This is a genomic window from Serratia marcescens (assembly GCF_006715005.1).
GTDB classification, from domain to species: domain Bacteria; phylum Pseudomonadota; class Gammaproteobacteria; order Enterobacterales; family Enterobacteriaceae; genus Serratia; species Serratia montpellierensis.
In genome coordinates, this window is record NZ_VFMJ01000001.1 from 2,130,384 (window position 1) to 2,147,208 (window position 16,825).

Below are 16,825 nucleotides of genomic sequence, written 5' to 3' on the forward strand. Positions count from 1 at the left end.
ATATTTAGACACCCTCGGCGCGAAGCCAATAGGTGACATTGTCACTCAATCGTCACGTTGAATTCCCTTGCGGGACAAGGCTATACTCGCTTGTGCTTCAATCCACCCGCCGTCTGCCACGGCACAGTCAATCCAGAGGAATTATGCGCTTACTCCATACCATGATCCGCGTCGGTGACCTGCAACGCGCCATCGACTTCTATACCAAGGTATTAGGCATGCGCCTGCTGCGCACCAGCGAAAATCCGGAGTACAAATACTCGCTGGCTTTCGTCGGCTATACGGAAGAGAGCGAAGGTGCGGTTATCGAACTGACCTATAACTGGGGCACCGACAGCTACGACATGGGCACCGCCTTCGGCCACCTGGCGCTGGGCGTGGACGACGTTGCCGCCACCTGCGACAGCATCCGCCGCGCAGGCGGCAAGGTCACCCGCGAAGCCGGTCCGGTGAAGGGCGGCACCACGGTAATCGCCTTTGTCGAAGATCCGGACGGCTACAAAATCGAGCTGATCGAAAACAAACACGCCGGTCAGGGCCTCGGCCACTAAGCCTCCCCTTCAGGGCGCGCTGGCGCCCTGCTGATTCTCCGCGCGATAGCGCCTGCAACCGGGCGCAAAATTTGCCATAATGCGCGCTGCATTCGATGAAGATAAGAAACTGATGGCCGAAAAAAGTGATCTTAACGCCCTGAGTGGTCGTTTTCGTGGGTTTTATCCCGTAGTAATAGATGTTGAAACCGCCGGCTTCAACGCCAATACCGATGCGTTGCTGGAGATCGCCGCCGTCACGCTGAAAATGGATGAAGATGGCTGGCTGCAGCAGGACGAGACCCTGCACTTCCACGTGGAGCCTTTCGAGGGCGCCAACCTGCAGCCGGAAGCGTTGGCGTTTAACGGCATCGATCCGCACAACCCACTGCGCGGCGCGGTCAGCGAATACGACGCGCTGCACGCCATTTTCAAAGCGGTGCGCAAAGGGCTCAAGGATCGCGGTTGCAATCGGGCCATTATCGTGGCGCACAACGCCAACTTCGATCACAGCTTCCTGATGGCCGCGGCCGAACGCGCCGGCCTGAAGCGCAACCCGTTCCATCCGTTCGCCACCTTCGATACCGCCGCGCTGAGCGGTCTGGTGCTGGGCCAAACGGTACTGGCGAAAGCCTGCATCGCCGCCGGCATGCCGTTCGACAGCAGCCAGGCACACTCCGCGCTGTACGACACCGAACAAACCGCCCTGCTGTTTTGTGAGCTGGTTAACCGCTGGAAACGCCTCGGCGGCTGGCCGCTGCCCGCCGGCGATCTCGCCGAATAAGCCCAACAAAAAAGGCGGCCCAGTTTGCACTGGCGCCGCCCGTTACGCGATAACCGCAAGCCTGTCGATTAAGACTGCTGGTCTTCCTGCGCTTTATACTTTTCTGCCGTTTCTTTGATCAGCTGCTGCAGTTCGCCGCGCTGATACATCTCGATGATGATATCGCAACCGCCGACCAGCTCACCGTCTACCCACAGCTGTGGGAACGTAGGCCAATTGGCGTATTTTGGCAGCTCGGCGCGGATGTCCGGGTTTTGCAGAATATCCACGTAGGCGAAACGCTCGCCGCAGGCGGACAGCGCTTGCACAGCCTGTGCAGAGAAACCGCAGCTCGGCAGCTTTGGCGAACCTTTCATGTACAGCAGAATCGGGTTTTCAGCGATCTGGTGCTGAATTTTTTCAAGTGTCGTCGTCATTTATTGCTTCCTCAAGCCACATTTCATGGCTACAACATGCATCACGCGGGCTATTGTAGCGGCTGGAACAGTCGCAAGAAAACGCCATCTTTTGCAAGGATATTCGCCCGCCGCCGATCGCGTTTCACCGGCCACGTCATTCCGGTCAAAACATACGTTGAGAATAACATTTTTAATCCGACCATTTCACTAATATATTGCGCCGCGATGACGACGCGGCTTAATTATATCCGCCGCCGCCCCCTGGCGTTTTTTCATACATTAACGGGCTGATTTTAAACCAAAAAAAATGTCATTAACGTTTTCTCACAATATGGATTATTATTTACGAGTTCTTCGCTGTTTTATATGGCGAAATTCGGGAATACTGTAACTCTTTCGATATCCGTTTCGGGGCCAAGGTTGGTGACGTCGACATGCGTTTAATTCTTACGCTCTTTGCGCTGCTGTTTACGCAGCTCTTCTTCAATTTGGCGCACGCTGCGCCACAGGCGCGTGTTGCCGCCGAGCAGCGTAAAAGCCATGCTAATGAAGCGCGGCCCGATGACCGCAGAAAAAAGAAAGCGGACAAAGCCGCTAAAAAAGCCAAAGTGACGGCTCCCGAGAAAAAAGCCAAGACCGCCAAGGCGAAAAGCGAGAAAAGCGCGAAAAAGATCGCCAGCGCCAAACCCAAGGCCAAAGCGCAGAAAACCGCCAAGATTAAAGTTACCCCGCCGAAAAAGGGCTATAAAAAAGGCTATGGCCGCCACCGCGAAGCCGGTATGGCCACCGCCAAACTGGCGCGTGAAGAAAAGCCGTTGAAACTCAGTCCCGCCCACAAAAAACGCTACCAACACGCCAAACAGACCGCGATGGCCAAGCTGATGGGCCAGATGGGCAAACCTTACCGCTGGGGCGGCAGCTCGCCGCGCACCGGCTTCGACTGCAGCGGCCTTATCTATTACGCCTACAAAGACGTAGTGAAAATCAAGATGCCGCGCACCGCCAACGAGATGTATCACCTGCGCGATGCGGCGCCGATCAAGAAAAGCGAACTGGAAAGCGGCGATCTGGTGTTCTTCCGCATCAACAACCGCGGCGTGGCGGACCATGTTGGCGTCTACCTCGGCAACGGCAAATTCATCCAGTCGCCGCGCACCGGCGAAGAGATCCGCATCAGCCAGCTCGACAACGACTATTGGCAAAACCACTACATCGGCGCACGCCGCGTAGTGACGCCGAAAACTATCCGTTAATTCCCTGTTTTGCGCGGTTGCGGCCCTGGTCGCAACCGCCTGCTCAAGCTATCGCCCATCGCACCGCCCCACGCGCATTTCTCGCTTTTCTTCCTGTTTTTTATGACGAAAATTGTTAAGATTGAATGACCACAATAAAAAACGGCCCATATGATTCTCGCCCGGCGGGAAGCGGATGGCGCTGTAAAGGAGGAAGCAATGTCGTTTGAATTACCTGCATTACCGTATGAGAAAAACGCGCTCGAGCCGCACATCTCCGCCGAGACCCTGGAATACCACTACGGCAAGCACCACAACACCTACGTGGTTAACCTGAACAACCTGGTGAAAGGCAGCGAGTTCGAGGGCAAATCGCTCGAAGAGATCATCAAGACCTCTAACGGCGGCGTCTTCAACAACGCCGCGCAGGTGTGGAACCACACCTTCTACTGGCACTGCCTGTCACCACAGGGCGGCGGTGAACCGCAGGGCGAACTGGCGGCGGCGATCGTCAAATCCTTCGGCTCTTTCGCTGCGTTCAAAGAGCAGTTCACCGATGCCGCAGTGAAAAACTTCGGTGCAGGCTGGACCTGGCTGGTGAAAAAACCGGACGGCGCGCTGGCGATCGTCAACACCTCCAATGCGGCCACCCCGCTGACCGGTGAAGACAAACCGCTGCTGACCGTTGACGTGTGGGAACACGCGTATTACATCGATTACCGCAACGCGCGTCCAAAATACCTGGAAAACTTCTGGGCGTTGGTCAACTGGACCTTCGCAGCGGAAAACCTGGCGTAAGCGCAGGTTCTGAGGTGATGAGGCGCAGCCAGGCTGCGCCTTTTTTATCGCCGGCGGGAAATCAATTCAACGCGGCAACGAAGCTGAAAGCGATAATGACCGCCAACGCGCAGACGGTAGTGAACAGCGACATCTTCAATTCGGTATCCATGACAACTCCTTTAAAATAGGCTTTCCTAAGGATAAAAGGCGCACAATTAGTACGTCAAATCATTTTCCCACAGTTCGCCGATAAAATCTTGTTATCATTTCCCGGTTTATAATCTCGATTACCTCTTCCACTTTTGTTCAATATGCGACAAAATTCGCAGTTCACAACTGCGTACCGGCATCCATGCCCCTCCTGATTAAGCGCTGAAGACTTCAACACACTAAAAACTCAGTTTTCGCTTCTCTGGAGAAGGATCTACGTAGGCAAACGATTAACATCACACTTACATGCTGTAAACATGTGAGTTCAGGAGTCATTCCTTACATGGCAACGATTAAAGATGTGGCCAAACGCGCGGGCGTTTCCACCACCACCGTTTCGCACGTCATCAATAAGACTCGTTTCGTCGCCGAAGAGACCAAAGCGGCCGTGTGGGCCGCCATTAAAGAGCTGCACTATTCGCCGAGCGCCGTGGCGCGCAGCCTGAAAGTCAATCACACCAAATCGATCGGCCTGCTGGCCACCTCGAGCGAAGCCCCCTACTTTGCCGAAGTGATCGAAGCGGTGGAAAACAGCTGCTACAGCAAAGGCTACACCCTGATCCTGTGCAACTCGCACAACAATCTGGACAAGCAGCGCGCCTACCTGGCGATGCTGGCGCAAAAGCGCGTCGACGGCCTGCTGGTCATGTGCTCCGAGTACCCGGATCAGTTGCTGGGCATGCTGGAAGACTACCGTAACATCCCGATGGTGGTGATGGACTGGGGCGCCGCGCGCGGCGACTTCACCGACACCATCATCGATAACGCATTCGAAGGCGGCTATCTGGCCGGCCGTTACCTGATCGAACGCGGTCACCGCGAGATCGGCGCCATTCCGGGCCAGCTGTCGCGCAACACCGGCGGCGGCCGTCACCAGGGCTTTATGAAGGCGCTGCAGGAAGCGCATATCGACATTCGCGAAGAGTGGATCGTCCAGGGCGACTTCGAGCCGGAGTCCGGCTACAAGGCGATGCACCAAATTCTGTCGCAAAAACAGCGGCCGACCGCGGTATTCTGCGGCGGTGATATCATGGCGATGGGTGCCATTTGCGCCGCCGACGAGCTGGGCCTGCGGGTGCCGCAGGATATTTCCGTGATCGGCTACGACAACGTGCGCAACGCCCGCTACTTCACCCCGGCGCTGACCACCATTCACCAGCCGAAAGAGCGTCTGGGCGAAATGGCCTTCACCATGCTGCTGGATCGCATCATCAGCAAGCGCGAAGAGTCGCAGGTGATCGAAGTGCATCCGAAGCTGATCGAACGCCGCTCGGTCGCCGACGGGCCGTTCATCGACTACCGCCGCTAATCCCCCGCGCCGGAAGCCTGCGCGGCTTCCGGCTTCACCTCACTCAGCCACTCCTGATTCAGCGTCTCCCCATCGCCCAGATACGCCAGCAGCCAGCTCATCGCCGGTGACGGTTTATCCTGCTGCCAGGTCAGGCAGCACGGGCTGGCGGGAAACGGCTGCTGCAGCTGCAACGCCTTCAACTCACCGCGCTGCACCCGCGGCAGCGCCAGATGCGCCGGCATCATACCGACGCACAACCCGGCGCACAGACAGTCGAGCGCCGAGGTCCAGTCCGGCACCACCAGCCGCCGCTGGTTATCCAGCGTCCAGGTGACGCGCTTGGGCAGATTGCGCGAAGTGTCTTCCAGACAAAGCGCAGGGTACGGCCTAAGCCGATCGTCATTCAGCGGCCCCGCCAGTTGCGCGAGCGGGTGCTGTGGGCTGACCACGCACAGCCAGTTCATATACCCCATGTCGCGAAAGGCGAAGCCGCCGCCGACCGGCACCGCGCGGGTGGCACCGATCGCCATGTCCGCTCTGCCGTCCACTAACGCATCCCACACGCCGTTAAACACCTCGGGTTGCAACATCAGTTCGACATCGGGGAAGTGCCGGTAAAAATCCAGCACCAGCTGGCGGCTGCGCTGCGGTTTGACGATGATGTCCACGGCGATATTCAGCTGGCCGCGCCACCCGTTGGCCACCTGCTGACAGTGGCGGCGGGTGTCGAGCATTTTTTTGATAACAACTCGGGCATCCTTGATAAACAGCGCGCCGGCCGGCGTCAACTCCACATCACGGTGACGCCGCTCAAACAGCGGCACCGCCAGCCATTGTTCCAGCTGCCGTACCGTGTAGCTCACCGCTGACGGCACCCGATGCAGCTCTTGCGCCGCCGCGCTGAAACTGCCGGTGCGCGCCACCGCGTCGACCACTTCAAGAGAATATTCAGACCACATCGCTTTGCCTTCAATTTTTTTAACAGCACTTTGCAAATATTACCGTTTCACAAGCAGAGATCCAGCCGGATACACTGGCCGGCGCTAAAAACCTGCGACACTAAAATATTAACGAGAAATACCATGCGAAATTCCTTTGGTTTTATGTTCTATCTCGCCGGCCTGAGCATGCTGGGTTATCTGGCGACCGATATGTACCTGCCCGCCTTTGGCGCCATGCGGGAGGAACTGCAAATTTCCGCCGGCGCGGTCAGCGCCAGCCTGAGCATCTTCCTGGCCGGCTTCGCCTTCGCGCAGCTGCTGTGGGGGCCGCTTTCCGACCGCCTGGGCCGCAAACCGGTATTATTGATCGGCCTGACGCTGTTCGCCCTCGGCTGCCTGGGCATGCTGTGGGTAGAGAACGCCGTGCAGCTCTGGATCCTGCGTTTTATCCAGGCCGTTGGCGTCTGTTCCGCCGCCGCCATCTGGCAAGCGCTGGTGGTCGACCGCTATCGCGAAGGCCAGGCCAATCGCGTATTCGCCACCATCATGCCGCTGGTCGCGCTGTCGCCGGCGCTGGCGCCGCTGCTGGGCGCCTGGCTGCTGAACCACGCCAGCTGGCGTGCGATCTTCGCCGTGCTGCTGGCCATCACCGCCCTGCTGCTGCTGCCGACGCTGTTGCTCAAAGATCGCGCCAAAACGCAACCCACCGCCGATGCGCCAAAAAACGGCGTCAGCTTCTGGCAACTGTTGAAATCCCCGGTGTTCAGCGGCAACGTCGCCATGTACGCCGCCTGCTCGGCCGGCTTCTTTGCCTGGCTGACCGGCTCGCCGTTCATCCTCGGTGATATGGGCTACGGCCCGAGCGACATCGGTCTGAGCTATGTGCCGCAAACGCTGGCTTTTCTGCTGGGGGGCTATGGCTGTCGCGCCGCGCTAAAGCGCATCAATGGCAAAACCCTGCTGCCGTGGCTGCTGGTAGCTTATGGTGTCAGCATGGTGGCGCTGTATCTGGTGGCAACCCTGACCGCTCCGACGCTCACCACGCTGCTGATCCCGTTCTGCGTGATGGCGCTGGTCAACGGCGCCGGCTACCCGATCATGGTGGCGAATGCGCTGATGCCGTTCCCGGAAAGCAGCGGTAAAGCCGCCGCGCTGCAAAATACGCTGCAGCTGGGGCTGTGTTTTGTGGCGAGCATGCTGGTGTCGGCGTTTATTGCCCAGCCGCTGTTGGCGACGGTGACGGTGATGGTATCGACGGTGATCCTGGCCGCGCTGGGGTATTTCCTGCAGCGGGGAAAAGTGGCCGATGCGCAGCAAAAAGCGCAGCGGGAGCATGCTAACTCAGCGTCATAATTACTAAGCTCAATAATCACTTAAAGAATATGCGTGCCGAGTGCGATTTACAGTTGAGTCAACGTCTCGGCACGCCTATACTCAAAAACAACCTTGTAAAGTAACACCTTATAATCCCTATATCTCAATTAGCTATTGTGTACGCGCCTTGCGTCACACTCTTTTTTTAAGGATGCGTTTTTCCTGCGCCGTTTGCGTCGGGCCGCTTCTTTAAATTTCCTCTGTTCATAGTCGGATATCAGACGCCGCGGGCTTATTTCCCGTCGGTAAACGTATGCACCCGCAGAAATTGTCTAAGCTGTTTCCTAACGGGTCATCAGTCAGAAGAAGGTGATGGAGAAGCTATGAGTTCATCGTGTATAGAAGATCTGAGCATCCAGGATAATCAGTGGTACCGTATCGCGCATGAAATGCTCGGCCTGGCCGGCATTGAAATCAACGGATCGCGCCCCTTCGATATTCAGGTTAAAAATCCCGAATTCTTTAAACGCGTCCTGCAGCAAGGGTCGCTGGGCCTCGGCGAAAGCTATATGGACGGTTGGTGGGAATGCGAACGGCTGGATATGTTCTTCCAGCGCGTGGTCAGCGCCGGGCTGGAGAAGAAACTCCCCCACCACCTGAAAGATACCCTGCGTATCGCCGCCGCGCGCCTGACCAATCTGCAATCGAAAAAGCGCGCCTGGATCGTCGGCAAAGAACATTACGATCTCGGCAACGATCTGTTTACCCTGATGCTCGATCCTTACATGCAATATTCCTGCGGCTACTGGAAAGACGCCACCACGCTGGAGGAAGCGCAGGAAGCCAAGCTGCGGATGATCTGCGAAAAACTGCAGCTGCAACCGGGCATGCGTTTGCTGGATATCGGCTGCGGCTGGGGCGGCCTCTCCGCCTATGCGGCGAAACATTACGGCGTGTCGGTGGTCGGCGTGACCATTTCCGCCGAGCAGCAGAAGCTGGCTCAGGCGCGCTGCGCCGGGCTGGATGTGCAGATCCTGCTGCAGGATTACCGCGATCTGCATCAGCAGTTCGATCGCATCGTCTCGGTCGGCATGTTCGAGCACGTCGGGCCGAAAAACTACCGCACCTACTTCAACGTGGTGGAGCGCAATCTGGTGCCGCACGGCCTGTTCCTGCTGCACACCATCGGCTCGAATAAAACCGACATGAACGTCGATCCGTGGATCAACAAGTACATTTTCCCGAACGGCTGCCTGCCTTCAGTGAGCCATATCGCCGAAGCCAGCGAAGGCCATTTCGTGATGGAAGACTGGCACAACATCGGTGCCGACTACGATCGCACGCTGATGGCCTGGTTTGAACGCTTCAAACAGGCGTGGCCGCAGCTTGCCCCGCGCTATTCCGATCGCTTAGAGCGGATGTTCAGCTATTACCTGAACGCCTGCGCAGGCGCGTTCCGGGCGCGCGATCTGCAGCTGTGGCAGGTGGTATTCAGCCCGAAAGGCGTTGAAGGCGGCATTCGCGTCGCCCGCTGAATGCTTTCCCGATAAAAAAGCCCCGGCAACATCATCGCCGGGGCTTTTTTTTTGCTCTTTCGGACCCTGCGGGTTAACCGCAATAAACGCGAATGATTTTATCGTTGCTATCGCCAAGGAAGTTCAGACGGCGCAGGTTGAAATCCATGGTAACGGCAGAGTTGTACGGAATGGCGCGCACCTTGGCGTCGATCCGCACGCCTTCCAGCGACGTCATCGGCTTACCGACGAAGTTTTGATACTGCGAAGCGCCGCAGGTATCGTCCGCATCGGCCATTTGCGCGCCGGCGCCCTGCTCAGGTGAGCTGCTGCAGGCGCTCAGCGCCAGCAACGCGGTTAACAACAACGTTTTCCCATAAAACTTCACGCGTTTCTCCTCTCTGCTTATGATTCGATTCCGGCGGCAACGCCAGAATCGCTGTCAGTCTTTGTGCGCCGGCGCCATCGCCGCCGCCAGCGTCGCTTCCCGGTTGGCCAGCACCCGCTCGACGGTATCCACCACCGCCTGCGTTTGCGGATCGATTTCGATGTTCACCTTATCGCCCAGGCGTTTCTTACCCAGCGTGGTGCGATCCAGCGTTTCCGGGATCAGGTGCACGCAGAAACGGTTATTCACCACTTCGCCGATGGTCAGGCTAATGCCGTCAATGCCGATGAAACCTTTGTGCAGCACATATTTCATCAGTTCCGCATTCGGCATGCGCAGCCATACCTGCCGATTATTTTCCGACGTATAAATCTTGGCCACTTCCGCCGTGCAGATAATATGGCCGGACATCAAATGACCGCCAATTTCGTCATTGAACTTCGCCGCGCGCTCGATATTGACGATGTCGCCCAGCGCCAGATCGCCGAGGTTGGTCAGGCGCAGCGTTTCCTTGATCAAATCGAAGCTGACGCGGTTACCCTCCACCGCAGTGACGGTCAGGCAGCAGCCGTTATGGGCTACCGACGCGCCCAGCTCCAGCCCCGGCAGCAGTTCTGCAGGCATCTCGATCACGTGGGTGCGGAAATTGGGTTTTTCATCAATGGCGACCAGCGGCGCGGTGCCTTGTACGATACCGGTGAACATATGTGCCTCTTCTACTAAATAGGTTAAAACGCTTCCGGCAGTTTGCCCCAGTTGGCACGGAAAACCAAATCCGCGACGGCAAAAATCGGGTGCCTGCGCATTTAATAACTATTTATCTGCGGCGTTTGCTTAACGACGCCGAGCAGGTACAATCTTTTTGACAAAATTCCGCTATTTTAATTGTTGTCCTCTCGCGGCAGCCCTCCCTCCCACATATATAAATAGAAAAGGTGTATGCGTGCAGAAGTACTTAATTGAAGCGCGTAGTTTATTGGCTCTCGCTATCCCGGTCATCATCGCGCAAATATCGCAAACTGCCATGGGCGTGGTGGATACCATCATGGCCGGCGCCTACAGCGCCACCGACATGGCGGCGGTTGCGGTCGGCACTTCAATCTGGCTGCCGGCCATCCTGTTCGGCCACGGTCTGCTGCTGGCGCTGACCCCGGTTATCGCCCAGCTCAACGGCGCCGGCCGCCGCGATCGTATCGGCCATCAGGTGCGCCAGGGCTTCTGGCTGGCCTCCGGCGTCTCCGTGCTGTTGATTGTCGTACTGTATAACTGCAAGTTCGTCATCGACATGATGCACAACATCGATCCGCAGCTGGCGGATAAAGCCGTTGGCTATCTGCACGCCATCATGTGGGGGGCGCCGGGCTACCTGTTCTTCCAGGTGATGCGCAACCAGTGCGAGGGGTTGTCCAAAACCAAGCCCGGCATGGTGATCGGCTTCCTCGGCCTGCTGGTGAATATCCCGATCAACTACATCTTCATCTACGGCAAGTTCGGCATGCCGGAACTCGGCGGCGTCGGCTGCGGCGTCGCCACCGGCAGCGTCTACTGGATCATGTTCCTGATGATGCGCTGGTACGTGAAGCGCGCGCCGTCGCAGCGCGACATCAAACGCCAGGCAGGCGATCTCGGCGGCCCGGACTGGGCGGCGCTGAAGCGCCTGATCGGCATCGGCATGCCGGTGGCGCTGGCGCTGTTCTTCGAAGTCACGCTGTTCGCCGTGGTGGCACTGCTGGTTTCGCCGCTCGGGATCGTTGCGGTTGCCGGCCACCAGATCGCGCTTAACTTCAGCGCGTTGATGTTCGTGCTGCCGCTGTCGCTGGGCGTCGGCGCCACCATCCGCGTCGGTTATCGCCTGGGGGAAGGCTCGGTCGAAGGCGCGCGCGTCGCCGCCTACTCTGCCATCGGCGTCGGCATCACCATGGCCGTCTGCACCGCGCTGTTTACCGCCACCTTGCGCGAACCGATCGCCCTGTTGTACAACGACAGCCCGGCGGTGGTGGCAATGGCTTCACAGCTGATGCTGTTGGCGGCGCTGTATCAAATCTCGGACTCGATCCAGGTGATCGGCAGCGGCGTGCTGCGTGGCTATAAAGACACCCGCGCGATCTTCTTCATCACCTTCATCGCTTATTGGGTGTTGGGCCTGCCGAGCGGCTATCTGCTGGCGTTAACCGACGTGGTGGTGCCGGCGATGGGGCCAAGCGGTTTCTGGATCGGCTTTATCATCGGCCTGACCTTCGCCGCCATCATGATGGCGCTGCGCATGCGCTGGCTGCAGAAACAACCGACCGCCGTCATCCTGCAGCGATCGACACGCTGAATCCGCTCCCGGCCGGTTTCATCCCCGGCCGGGCTGCGGTTTGCGGAAAAAAACGCCGGACTGCGCACAACCTCAGCAATCGCGTGAAATACCGAATAAAATTGCGCTTTTCCCCTTGCCAGCGCGCAGGTAGCTCGTTAATATTCGTCCCCGCTGTCAGCCATGACAGACAGGAAAAGATGCGTCCGTAGCTCAGTTGGTTAGAGCACCACCTTGACATGGTGGGGGTCGGTGGTTCGAGTCCACTCGGACGCACCAAATTCCTGAAGCAGCACAGTGCGTCCGTAGCTCAGTTGGTTAGAGCACCACCTTGACATGGTGGGGGTCGGTGGTTCGAGTCCACTCGGACGCACCAAATTTCAGAAGCAGTGCAGTGCGTCCGTAGCTCAGTTGGTTAGAGCACCACCTTGACATGGTGGGGGTCGGTGGTTCGAGTCCACTCGGACGCACCATATTGCTGATTCATCTCTTCCCCTATCGCGTTATACTTCCCGTTATTTCATCTCTGCCCGACCGCCCGATTTTTATGTCGATCGCGCCGTGCTACCGCCATCAGCCACCAGGAACGCCACATGACCACCTTTACCGCCAAAACCGCCTTTTTACCGCTCGACAATGGCCTCGCCCGCCGTGAAGGCGTGATGAGCGACGGTTCGCCGGCGGCGGAGGTGCGTTTCGAGGCCGGCGCCTTCGGCCAGCTGCAAAAGCCCCCGCACGCGCGGCAAACTCGGGTAGTATCCGGTGAATTCGAGTTTACCCTCGGCGGCGACACGCAGGTCATGCGGGCCGGCGAAAGCCTGATCCTGCCGGCGAACGTCGCCAGCGGCTGTTTCTGCCTGAGTGCCGGCGTGCTGCTGGAAATTCCCCAAACGCATTAAACCTGCATTTACAGCATGGTTATTTGCGCAACAAGTGGCCCGCAACGCGTTGCATTTGCGCCACATTTGCTCCCGTTTTGATATATCCACCGCGCCGCAGCGGTTTTTTATTTTGTTTCCCACCGCTTAGCCTTTATAATGCGCAACGTCTATCAGTTGAATGGTTTCAGCCCTTGATCTGCGAAAACGCTATAACAACACGATGTGATCTTACCCCGTTGCGCAGCATCCCCGCGCCCCCGCACGGGCTGAATTTTTCCGCCCCGCTTCAACTGTCGTCACCTATCCTTAACTATGTTTTTCACCACCAGGCACGGCCCAAATTCCCTACCGGCGTAAACCGCGCCGGTCAAATTCGTTTTTTTATCCATCACAACTTGTAGAAAACTCCGCCATGAAAAAGACCAAAATTGTTTGTACCATCGGTCCAAAAACCGAATCGGAAGAAATGCTGACCAACCTGCTCAATGCGGGCATGAACGTGATGCGTCTCAACTTCTCTCACGGCGATTATGAAGAGCACGGCAACCGCATCAAGAACATGCGCGCCGTGATGGCGAAAACCGGTATCAACGCCGGCATCCTGCTGGATACCAAAGGCCCGGAAATTCGCACCATGAAACTGGAAGGCGGTAAAGACGCCTCGCTGGTCGCCGGCCAAACCTTCACTTTCACCACCGACCAGAGCGTGATCGGCAACAGCGATCGCGTGGCGGTCACCTACGCCGGCTTCGCCGCCGACCTGAAGATCGGCAACACCGTACTGGTTGACGACGGCCTGATCGGCATGGAAGTCACCAACGTGACCGAAAACGAAGTCATTTGTAAGGTGCTGAACAACGGCGACCTGGGCGAGAACAAGGGCGTCAACCTGCCGGGCGTTTCCATCCAGCTGCCTGCGCTGGCCGAGAAAGACAAACGCGACCTGATCTTCGGCTGCGAACAAGGCGTCGACTTTGTGGCGGCGTCCTTCATCCGTAAACGCTCCGACGTGCTGGAGATCCGCGAACACCTGAAAGCCCATGGCGGCGAGCAGATCCAAATCATCTCCAAGATCGAAAACCAGGAAGGCCTGAACAACTTCGACGAGATCCTCGAAGCCTCCGACGGCATCATGGTTGCCCGTGGCGACCTGGGCGTCGAGATCCCGGTCGAAGAAGTGATCTTCGCCCAGAAGATGATGATCGAGAAATGCAACCGCGCGCGTAAAGTGGTGATCACCGCCACCCAGATGCTCGATTCCATGATCAAGAACCCGCGCCCTACCCGCGCAGAAGCCGGCGACGTCGCCAACGCCATCCTGGACGGTACCGATGCCGTCATGTTGTCCGGCGAGAGCGCCAAAGGCAAATACCCGCTGGAAGCGGTCAACATCATGGCGACCATCTGCGAGCGTACCGACCGCGTGATGCCAAGCCGCATCGACACCCTGAACGATCGTCGCAAGCTGCGCATCACCGAAGCGGTGTGCCGCGGTGCGGTTGAAACCGCAGAGAAACTGGACGCGCCGCTGATCGTCGTCGCTACCAGCGGCGGCAAATCGGCGAAATCCGTGCGCAAGTACTTCCCGAACGCCGTGATCCTGGCGCTGACCACCAACCAGACCACCGCGCATCAGCTGGTGCTGAGCAAGGGCGTTATCCCGCAGATGGTCAAAGAAATCGCCTCTACCGATGACTTCTACCGCATCGGTAAAGAGGCCGCGCTGGCCAGCGGCCTGGCGCAGAAAGGCGACGTCGTGGTGATGGTTTCCGGCGCGCTGGTGCCGAGCGGCACCACCAACACCGCCTCGGTACACGTGCTGTAATATAAAACGTGACATAATTGCCTTGATCAAAACGCCGCTTTGCGGCGTTTTTTTATCGGCAGTAAACTATTTTTCTCAAAACGCAACCGCGATCCGCTCATTATTTAGCTAATAATAAATCGGAGAAGTCCCATGGAAGCCGGCTGTTTTCCCTCGATTTTTTAACTAATTTGTAAAACCAGATGCAAGTTTGAGCGAACGATCAAAATAAAGCACCCCAACACTAAAAAATTATTCTCTTTCGAAAAAAGTTTGTGTAATACTTGTAACGCTACATGGAGATTAACTCAATCTAGAGGGTGTTATAATGAATCGTACTAAACTGGTACTGGGCGCGGTAATCCTGGGTTCCACTCTGCTGGCTGGCTGCTCTAGCAACGCTAAAATCGATCAACTGTCTTCTGACGTTCAGACTCTGAACGCTAAAGTTGATCAGCTGAGCAACGACGTGAACGCAATGCGTTCTGACGTTCAAGCGGCTAAAGACGACGCAGCACGCGCTAACCAGCGTCTGGACAACCAAGCTCACGCTTACAAAAAGTAAGATAGCTTTGGTTATTGAAAACGGCGCACATTGTGCGCCGTTTTTTTTGCCTGCTCATCGGCCCTGGGGTTCTCCTTCGGCAGATAAAAAAAAGAGGCTCAGCACGCTGAACCTCTCTTCGACCGCTCAATCCTGCAAACTTAGTTCACCGAACTGATTGGCGCTGCCTTGAATGGGCTCTTATTCGCCGCAGGCGCTGCTACAGGCGTTAAACTCACCTCAGACGGGCTCTCCCCTACGTTGACCAGCACCGGCATGCCAGAACGGCGTACAACCGCGTTATCGAACACGGCGCGATCGGTCTGACCATCCGCAACAAAAGCTTTCTCTGCTTTAGACAGCGCAATCGGCATGGTCTGCGGATCGTCGCTTTCTACCCGCGACAGCGGCTGATGCACTTCCACATAGCGTTTGCCGTCCGGCTCAACCGAAATCTTCACCGGATCGTTGATCACCTGCACCCGTGTACCACGCGGCACCTGATTGAACAGCGCTTCGATGTCCGTCGGACGCAGACGAATACAGCCGGAGCTGACGCGCATACCAATACCGAAGTTGGCATTGGTGCCGTGGATCAGGTATTCACCGCGCCCCATCGCCAGACGCAGGGCGAACAGCCCCATCGGGTTCTCAGGGCCGGCCGGCACCACCGCAGGTAGCGTCACGCCCTGGGACTGATAGCGTTTGCGGATGTTGGCGGTTGGCGTCCAGGTCGGGTTAGGGATCTTCTGGCTAATGGAGGTCACTTCCAGCGGCGTGTGCATCCCGGTCTGGCCGATACCGATCGGATAGACGATCACTTTATTCTCGCCTTTCGGATAGTAGTAAAGGCGCAGCTCGGCCAGGTTGACGATGATCCCTTCACGCTTGGTGTCAGGCAGCAGCATTTGGGTCGGAATGGTCAGCACCGTACCCGGCTTAGGCAGGAACGGATCGGTGCCGGGGTTGGCTTCCAGCATGCCCAGCAGGCCAATCTTGTAGTCGGCGGCAATCGCCTCCAGCGGACGGCCGTCGTTTGGCACGGTATAAGTGGTGTTTTCGCCGATCAGACGGCTGTCCGGCGGCGGCAGCGGGTACTCGGTCGCACTGGCGGCCTGCGTGCCGGCCAATACGGTGGCGAAGACCATGCCCATTAAACTCAACGCACGTTTCATTATCATCCCTATATTTTTTATGACGGTTCGTCCCCAAGGCTAGCGAGCGCCCGGCGGCGGGTAAATCAGACAATACCTGATTAATACTAGCAACGCTGGCATCAAAGGCAATAAGTTCTCTAAAAATCAACACGTTATAACGTAATCGCCGCCGCTGATTGTCAACGAAACGTCAACGGATAAGCTGCTGAAATATCACTGAATTGGGGATGTTATCTGGGGGGAAAGCGTGGATTGTAAAGGCTCATTGACAAAGCGAATATATCAATGAGCCCTTAAGGACGGGGGCGTTCAGGCTCAGGCCAGCTGAGCGGCTTTACTGCGAATGGCGCGGATCATCGCCTCCAGCCCCTGTGAACGCGAAGGCGTCAGGTGTTGGCTGAGCGCCAGCTCGGCGAAAAACGGCCGCACATCGAGCTCGACAATCTGCTGCGGCGTCAATTGGCGATACAGAATAAACACCACCGCCAGCAGCCCTTTGACGATCGCCGCGTCGCTATCGCCGTGAAACTCGACCTGTCCTTGTTCATCGCGGCGCATCACAATCCACACCTGGCTCTGACAGCCGGAGATCAGGTTGCCGGCCTGTCGCTCGGCCTCGTCCAACGGCGGCAATTTGGCGCCGAGTTCAATCACGTACAGGTATTTTTCCTCCCAGTTCAAACAGCGGGAGAAATTACGCACCAATTTATCTTTGTCCGGCAAATTCGCCATGGGGATCCTTTTGTACCGCCGGGGAC

The 16,825-nt window shown here is 57.3% G+C and carries 18 protein-coding genes and 3 tRNA genes; 14 read left to right on the forward strand and 7 right to left on the reverse strand.

Features of this window, described 5'->3' with window-relative positions:
• Window positions 1-143: 143 nt before the first annotated feature.
• Both gloA and rnt read left to right on the forward strand, forming a co-directional pair.
• On the forward strand, window positions 144-551 hold the full coding sequence (gene gloA, locus FHU12_RS10125; RefSeq protein WP_004931325.1) for a lactoylglutathione lyase: 408 nt from the start codon (window positions 144-146) through the stop codon (window positions 549-551).
• Window positions 552-630: 79 nt separating this feature from the next.
• A complete protein-coding gene (gene rnt, locus FHU12_RS10130) occupies window positions 631-1,314 on the forward strand; it encodes a ribonuclease T (RefSeq protein WP_038874795.1) in 684 nt (227 codons plus the stop codon).
• Between the two features lie 68 nt (window positions 1,315-1,382).
• Here rnt and FHU12_RS10135 read toward each other — a convergent pair whose 3' ends face one another.
• Window positions 1,383-1,730 carry a Grx4 family monothiol glutaredoxin gene (locus tag FHU12_RS10135; protein WP_004931329.1) on the reverse strand — a complete coding sequence of 116 codons (348 nt, stop codon included), beginning with the start codon at window positions 1,728-1,730 and terminating at the stop codon, window positions 1,383-1,385.
• A 416-nt stretch (window positions 1,731-2,146) separates the two neighbouring features.
• On the opposite strand from FHU12_RS10135, the gene FHU12_RS10140 reads away from it, so the two are divergent.
• Together FHU12_RS10140 and sodB are read left to right on the forward strand one after the other, a co-directional pair.
• A complete protein-coding gene (locus tag FHU12_RS10140; RefSeq protein WP_141969104.1) occupies window positions 2,147-2,965 on the forward strand; it encodes a C40 family peptidase in 819 nt (272 codons plus the stop codon).
• Window positions 2,966-3,163: 198 nt separating this feature from the next.
• On the forward strand, window positions 3,164-3,742 hold the full coding sequence (gene sodB / locus FHU12_RS10145) for a superoxide dismutase [Fe] (protein WP_004931333.1): 579 nt from the start codon (window positions 3,164-3,166) through the stop codon (window positions 3,740-3,742).
• Window positions 3,743-3,803: 61 nt separating this feature from the next.
• Here the strand turns inward: sodB and cydH are convergent, their stop codons facing one another.
• On the reverse strand, window positions 3,804-3,893 hold the full coding sequence (gene cydH, locus FHU12_RS10150; protein ID WP_019455989.1) for a cytochrome bd-I oxidase subunit CydH: 90 nt from the start codon (window positions 3,891-3,893) through the stop codon (window positions 3,804-3,806).
• 324 nt (window positions 3,894-4,217) lie between these two features.
• Between cydH and purR the strand changes: the two genes are divergently transcribed.
• Entirely contained in the window at window positions 4,218-5,243 is a 1,026-nt protein-coding gene (purR, locus tag FHU12_RS10155; protein WP_141969106.1) for an HTH-type transcriptional repressor PurR, read from the forward strand.
• Here the strand turns inward: purR and punR are convergent.
• Window positions 5,240-6,184, reverse strand: a complete 945-nt coding sequence (punR, locus tag FHU12_RS10160; RefSeq protein WP_141969109.1) for a DNA-binding transcriptional activator PunR — start codon at window positions 6,182-6,184, stop codon at window positions 5,240-5,242. The two genes, purR and punR, sit on opposite strands and share 4 nt — an antisense overlap.
• Window positions 6,185-6,307: 123 nt before the next feature.
• On the opposite strand from punR, the gene punC reads away from it, so the two are divergent.
• Both punC and cfa read left to right on the forward strand, forming a co-directional pair.
• A complete protein-coding gene (gene punC, locus FHU12_RS10165; RefSeq protein ID WP_141969111.1) occupies window positions 6,308-7,519 on the forward strand; it encodes a purine nucleoside transporter PunC in 1,212 nt (403 codons plus the stop codon).
• A 344-nt stretch (window positions 7,520-7,863) separates the two neighbouring features.
• Window positions 7,864-9,015 (forward strand): cyclopropane fatty acyl phospholipid synthase, encoded by a 1,152-nt coding sequence (gene cfa, locus FHU12_RS10170; protein WP_141969113.1) that lies wholly within the window; start codon window positions 7,864-7,866, stop codon window positions 9,013-9,015.
• Window positions 9,016-9,088: 73 nt separating this feature from the next.
• Here the strand turns inward: cfa and FHU12_RS10175 are convergent, their stop codons facing one another.
• Both FHU12_RS10175 and FHU12_RS10180 read right to left on the reverse strand, forming a co-directional pair.
• Window positions 9,089-9,382: an I78 family peptidase inhibitor gene (locus FHU12_RS10175; RefSeq protein WP_038874785.1), complete on the reverse strand. Its 294-nt coding sequence runs from the start codon at window positions 9,380-9,382 to the stop codon at window positions 9,089-9,091.
• A gap of 54 nt (window positions 9,383-9,436) precedes the next feature.
• Window positions 9,437-10,087 carry a riboflavin synthase gene (locus tag FHU12_RS10180; RefSeq protein ID WP_016927930.1) on the reverse strand — a complete coding sequence of 217 codons (651 nt, stop codon included), beginning with the start codon at window positions 10,085-10,087 and terminating at the stop codon, window positions 9,437-9,439.
• Between the two features lie 238 nt (window positions 10,088-10,325).
• Between FHU12_RS10180 and FHU12_RS10185 the strand changes: the two genes are divergently transcribed.
• The 7 genes from FHU12_RS10185 to FHU12_RS10215 all read left to right on the forward strand — a co-directional run bounded on the left by FHU12_RS10185 (window position 10,326) and on the right by FHU12_RS10215 (window position 14,931).
• A complete protein-coding gene (locus FHU12_RS10185) occupies window positions 10,326-11,702 on the forward strand; it encodes an MATE family efflux transporter (RefSeq protein ID WP_043141143.1) in 1,377 nt (458 codons plus the stop codon).
• A 181-nt stretch (window positions 11,703-11,883) separates the two neighbouring features.
• A tRNA-Val gene (locus tag FHU12_RS10190) sits at window positions 11,884-11,960 on the forward strand.
• Window positions 11,961-11,980: 20 nt separating this feature from the next.
• A tRNA-Val gene (locus FHU12_RS10195) sits at window positions 11,981-12,057 on the forward strand.
• 20 nt (window positions 12,058-12,077) lie between these two features.
• Window positions 12,078-12,154 (forward strand) — tRNA-Val (locus tag FHU12_RS10200).
• A 120-nt stretch (window positions 12,155-12,274) separates the two neighbouring features.
• A complete protein-coding gene (locus FHU12_RS10205; protein ID WP_141969115.1) occupies window positions 12,275-12,580 on the forward strand; it encodes a cupin domain-containing protein in 306 nt (101 codons plus the stop codon).
• Window positions 12,581-12,974: 394 nt separating this feature from the next.
• Entirely contained in the window at window positions 12,975-14,387 is a 1,413-nt protein-coding gene (gene pykF / locus FHU12_RS10210; protein WP_038870996.1) for a pyruvate kinase PykF, read from the forward strand.
• Window positions 14,388-14,694: 307 nt separating this feature from the next.
• Entirely contained in the window at window positions 14,695-14,931 is a 237-nt protein-coding gene (locus FHU12_RS10215; protein WP_004931354.1) for a major outer membrane lipoprotein, read from the forward strand.
• 140 nt (window positions 14,932-15,071) lie between these two features.
• Here FHU12_RS10215 and FHU12_RS10220 read toward each other — a convergent pair whose 3' ends face one another.
• Window positions 15,072-16,085, reverse strand: a complete 1,014-nt coding sequence (locus FHU12_RS10220) for a L,D-transpeptidase family protein (RefSeq protein WP_141969117.1) — start codon at window positions 16,083-16,085, stop codon at window positions 15,072-15,074.
• Between the two features lie 297 nt (window positions 16,086-16,382).
• Window positions 16,383-16,799 (reverse strand): cysteine desulfuration protein SufE, encoded by a 417-nt coding sequence (gene sufE, locus FHU12_RS10225; protein WP_060432959.1) that lies wholly within the window; start codon window positions 16,797-16,799, stop codon window positions 16,383-16,385.
• Window positions 16,800-16,825 lie beyond the last annotated feature (26 nt).

Bases quoted from the DNA above. Each gene is read 5' to 3' on its own strand.
- gloA (WP_004931325.1), top strand. From the start codon at position 144: ATGCGCTTACTCCATACCATGATCCGCGTCGGTGACCTGCAACGCGCC.
- rnt (WP_038874795.1), top strand. From the start codon at position 631: ATGCGCGCTGCATTCGATGAAGATAAGAAACTGATGGCCGAAAAAAGT.
- FHU12_RS10135 (WP_004931329.1), bottom strand. From the start codon at position 1,730: ATGACGACGACACTTGAAAAAATTCAGCACCAGATCGCTGAAAACCCG.
- FHU12_RS10140 (WP_141969104.1), top strand. From the start codon at position 2,147: ATGCGTTTAATTCTTACGCTCTTTGCGCTGCTGTTTACGCAGCTCTTC.
- sodB (WP_004931333.1), top strand. From the start codon at position 3,164: ATGTCGTTTGAATTACCTGCATTACCGTATGAGAAAAACGCGCTCGAG.
- cydH (WP_019455989.1), bottom strand. From the start codon at position 3,893: ATGGATACCGAATTGAAGATGTCGCTGTTCACTACCGTCTGCGCGTTG.
- purR (WP_141969106.1), top strand. From the start codon at position 4,218: ATGGCAACGATTAAAGATGTGGCCAAACGCGCGGGCGTTTCCACCACC.
- punR (WP_141969109.1), bottom strand. From the start codon at position 6,184: ATGTGGTCTGAATATTCTCTTGAAGTGGTCGACGCGGTGGCGCGCACC.
- punC (WP_141969111.1), top strand. From the start codon at position 6,308: ATGCGAAATTCCTTTGGTTTTATGTTCTATCTCGCCGGCCTGAGCATG.
- cfa (WP_141969113.1), top strand. From the start codon at position 7,864: ATGAGTTCATCGTGTATAGAAGATCTGAGCATCCAGGATAATCAGTGG.
- FHU12_RS10180 (WP_016927930.1), bottom strand. From the start codon at position 10,087: ATGTTCACCGGTATCGTACAAGGCACCGCGCCGCTGGTCGCCATTGAT.
- FHU12_RS10205 (WP_141969115.1), top strand. From the start codon at position 12,275: ATGACCACCTTTACCGCCAAAACCGCCTTTTTACCGCTCGACAATGGC.
- pykF (WP_038870996.1), top strand. From the start codon at position 12,975: ATGAAAAAGACCAAAATTGTTTGTACCATCGGTCCAAAAACCGAATCG.
- FHU12_RS10215 (WP_004931354.1), top strand. From the start codon at position 14,695: ATGAATCGTACTAAACTGGTACTGGGCGCGGTAATCCTGGGTTCCACT.
- FHU12_RS10220 (WP_141969117.1), bottom strand. From the start codon at position 16,085: ATGAAACGTGCGTTGAGTTTAATGGGCATGGTCTTCGCCACCGTATTG.
- sufE (WP_060432959.1), bottom strand. From the start codon at position 16,799: ATGGCGAATTTGCCGGACAAAGATAAATTGGTGCGTAATTTCTCCCGC.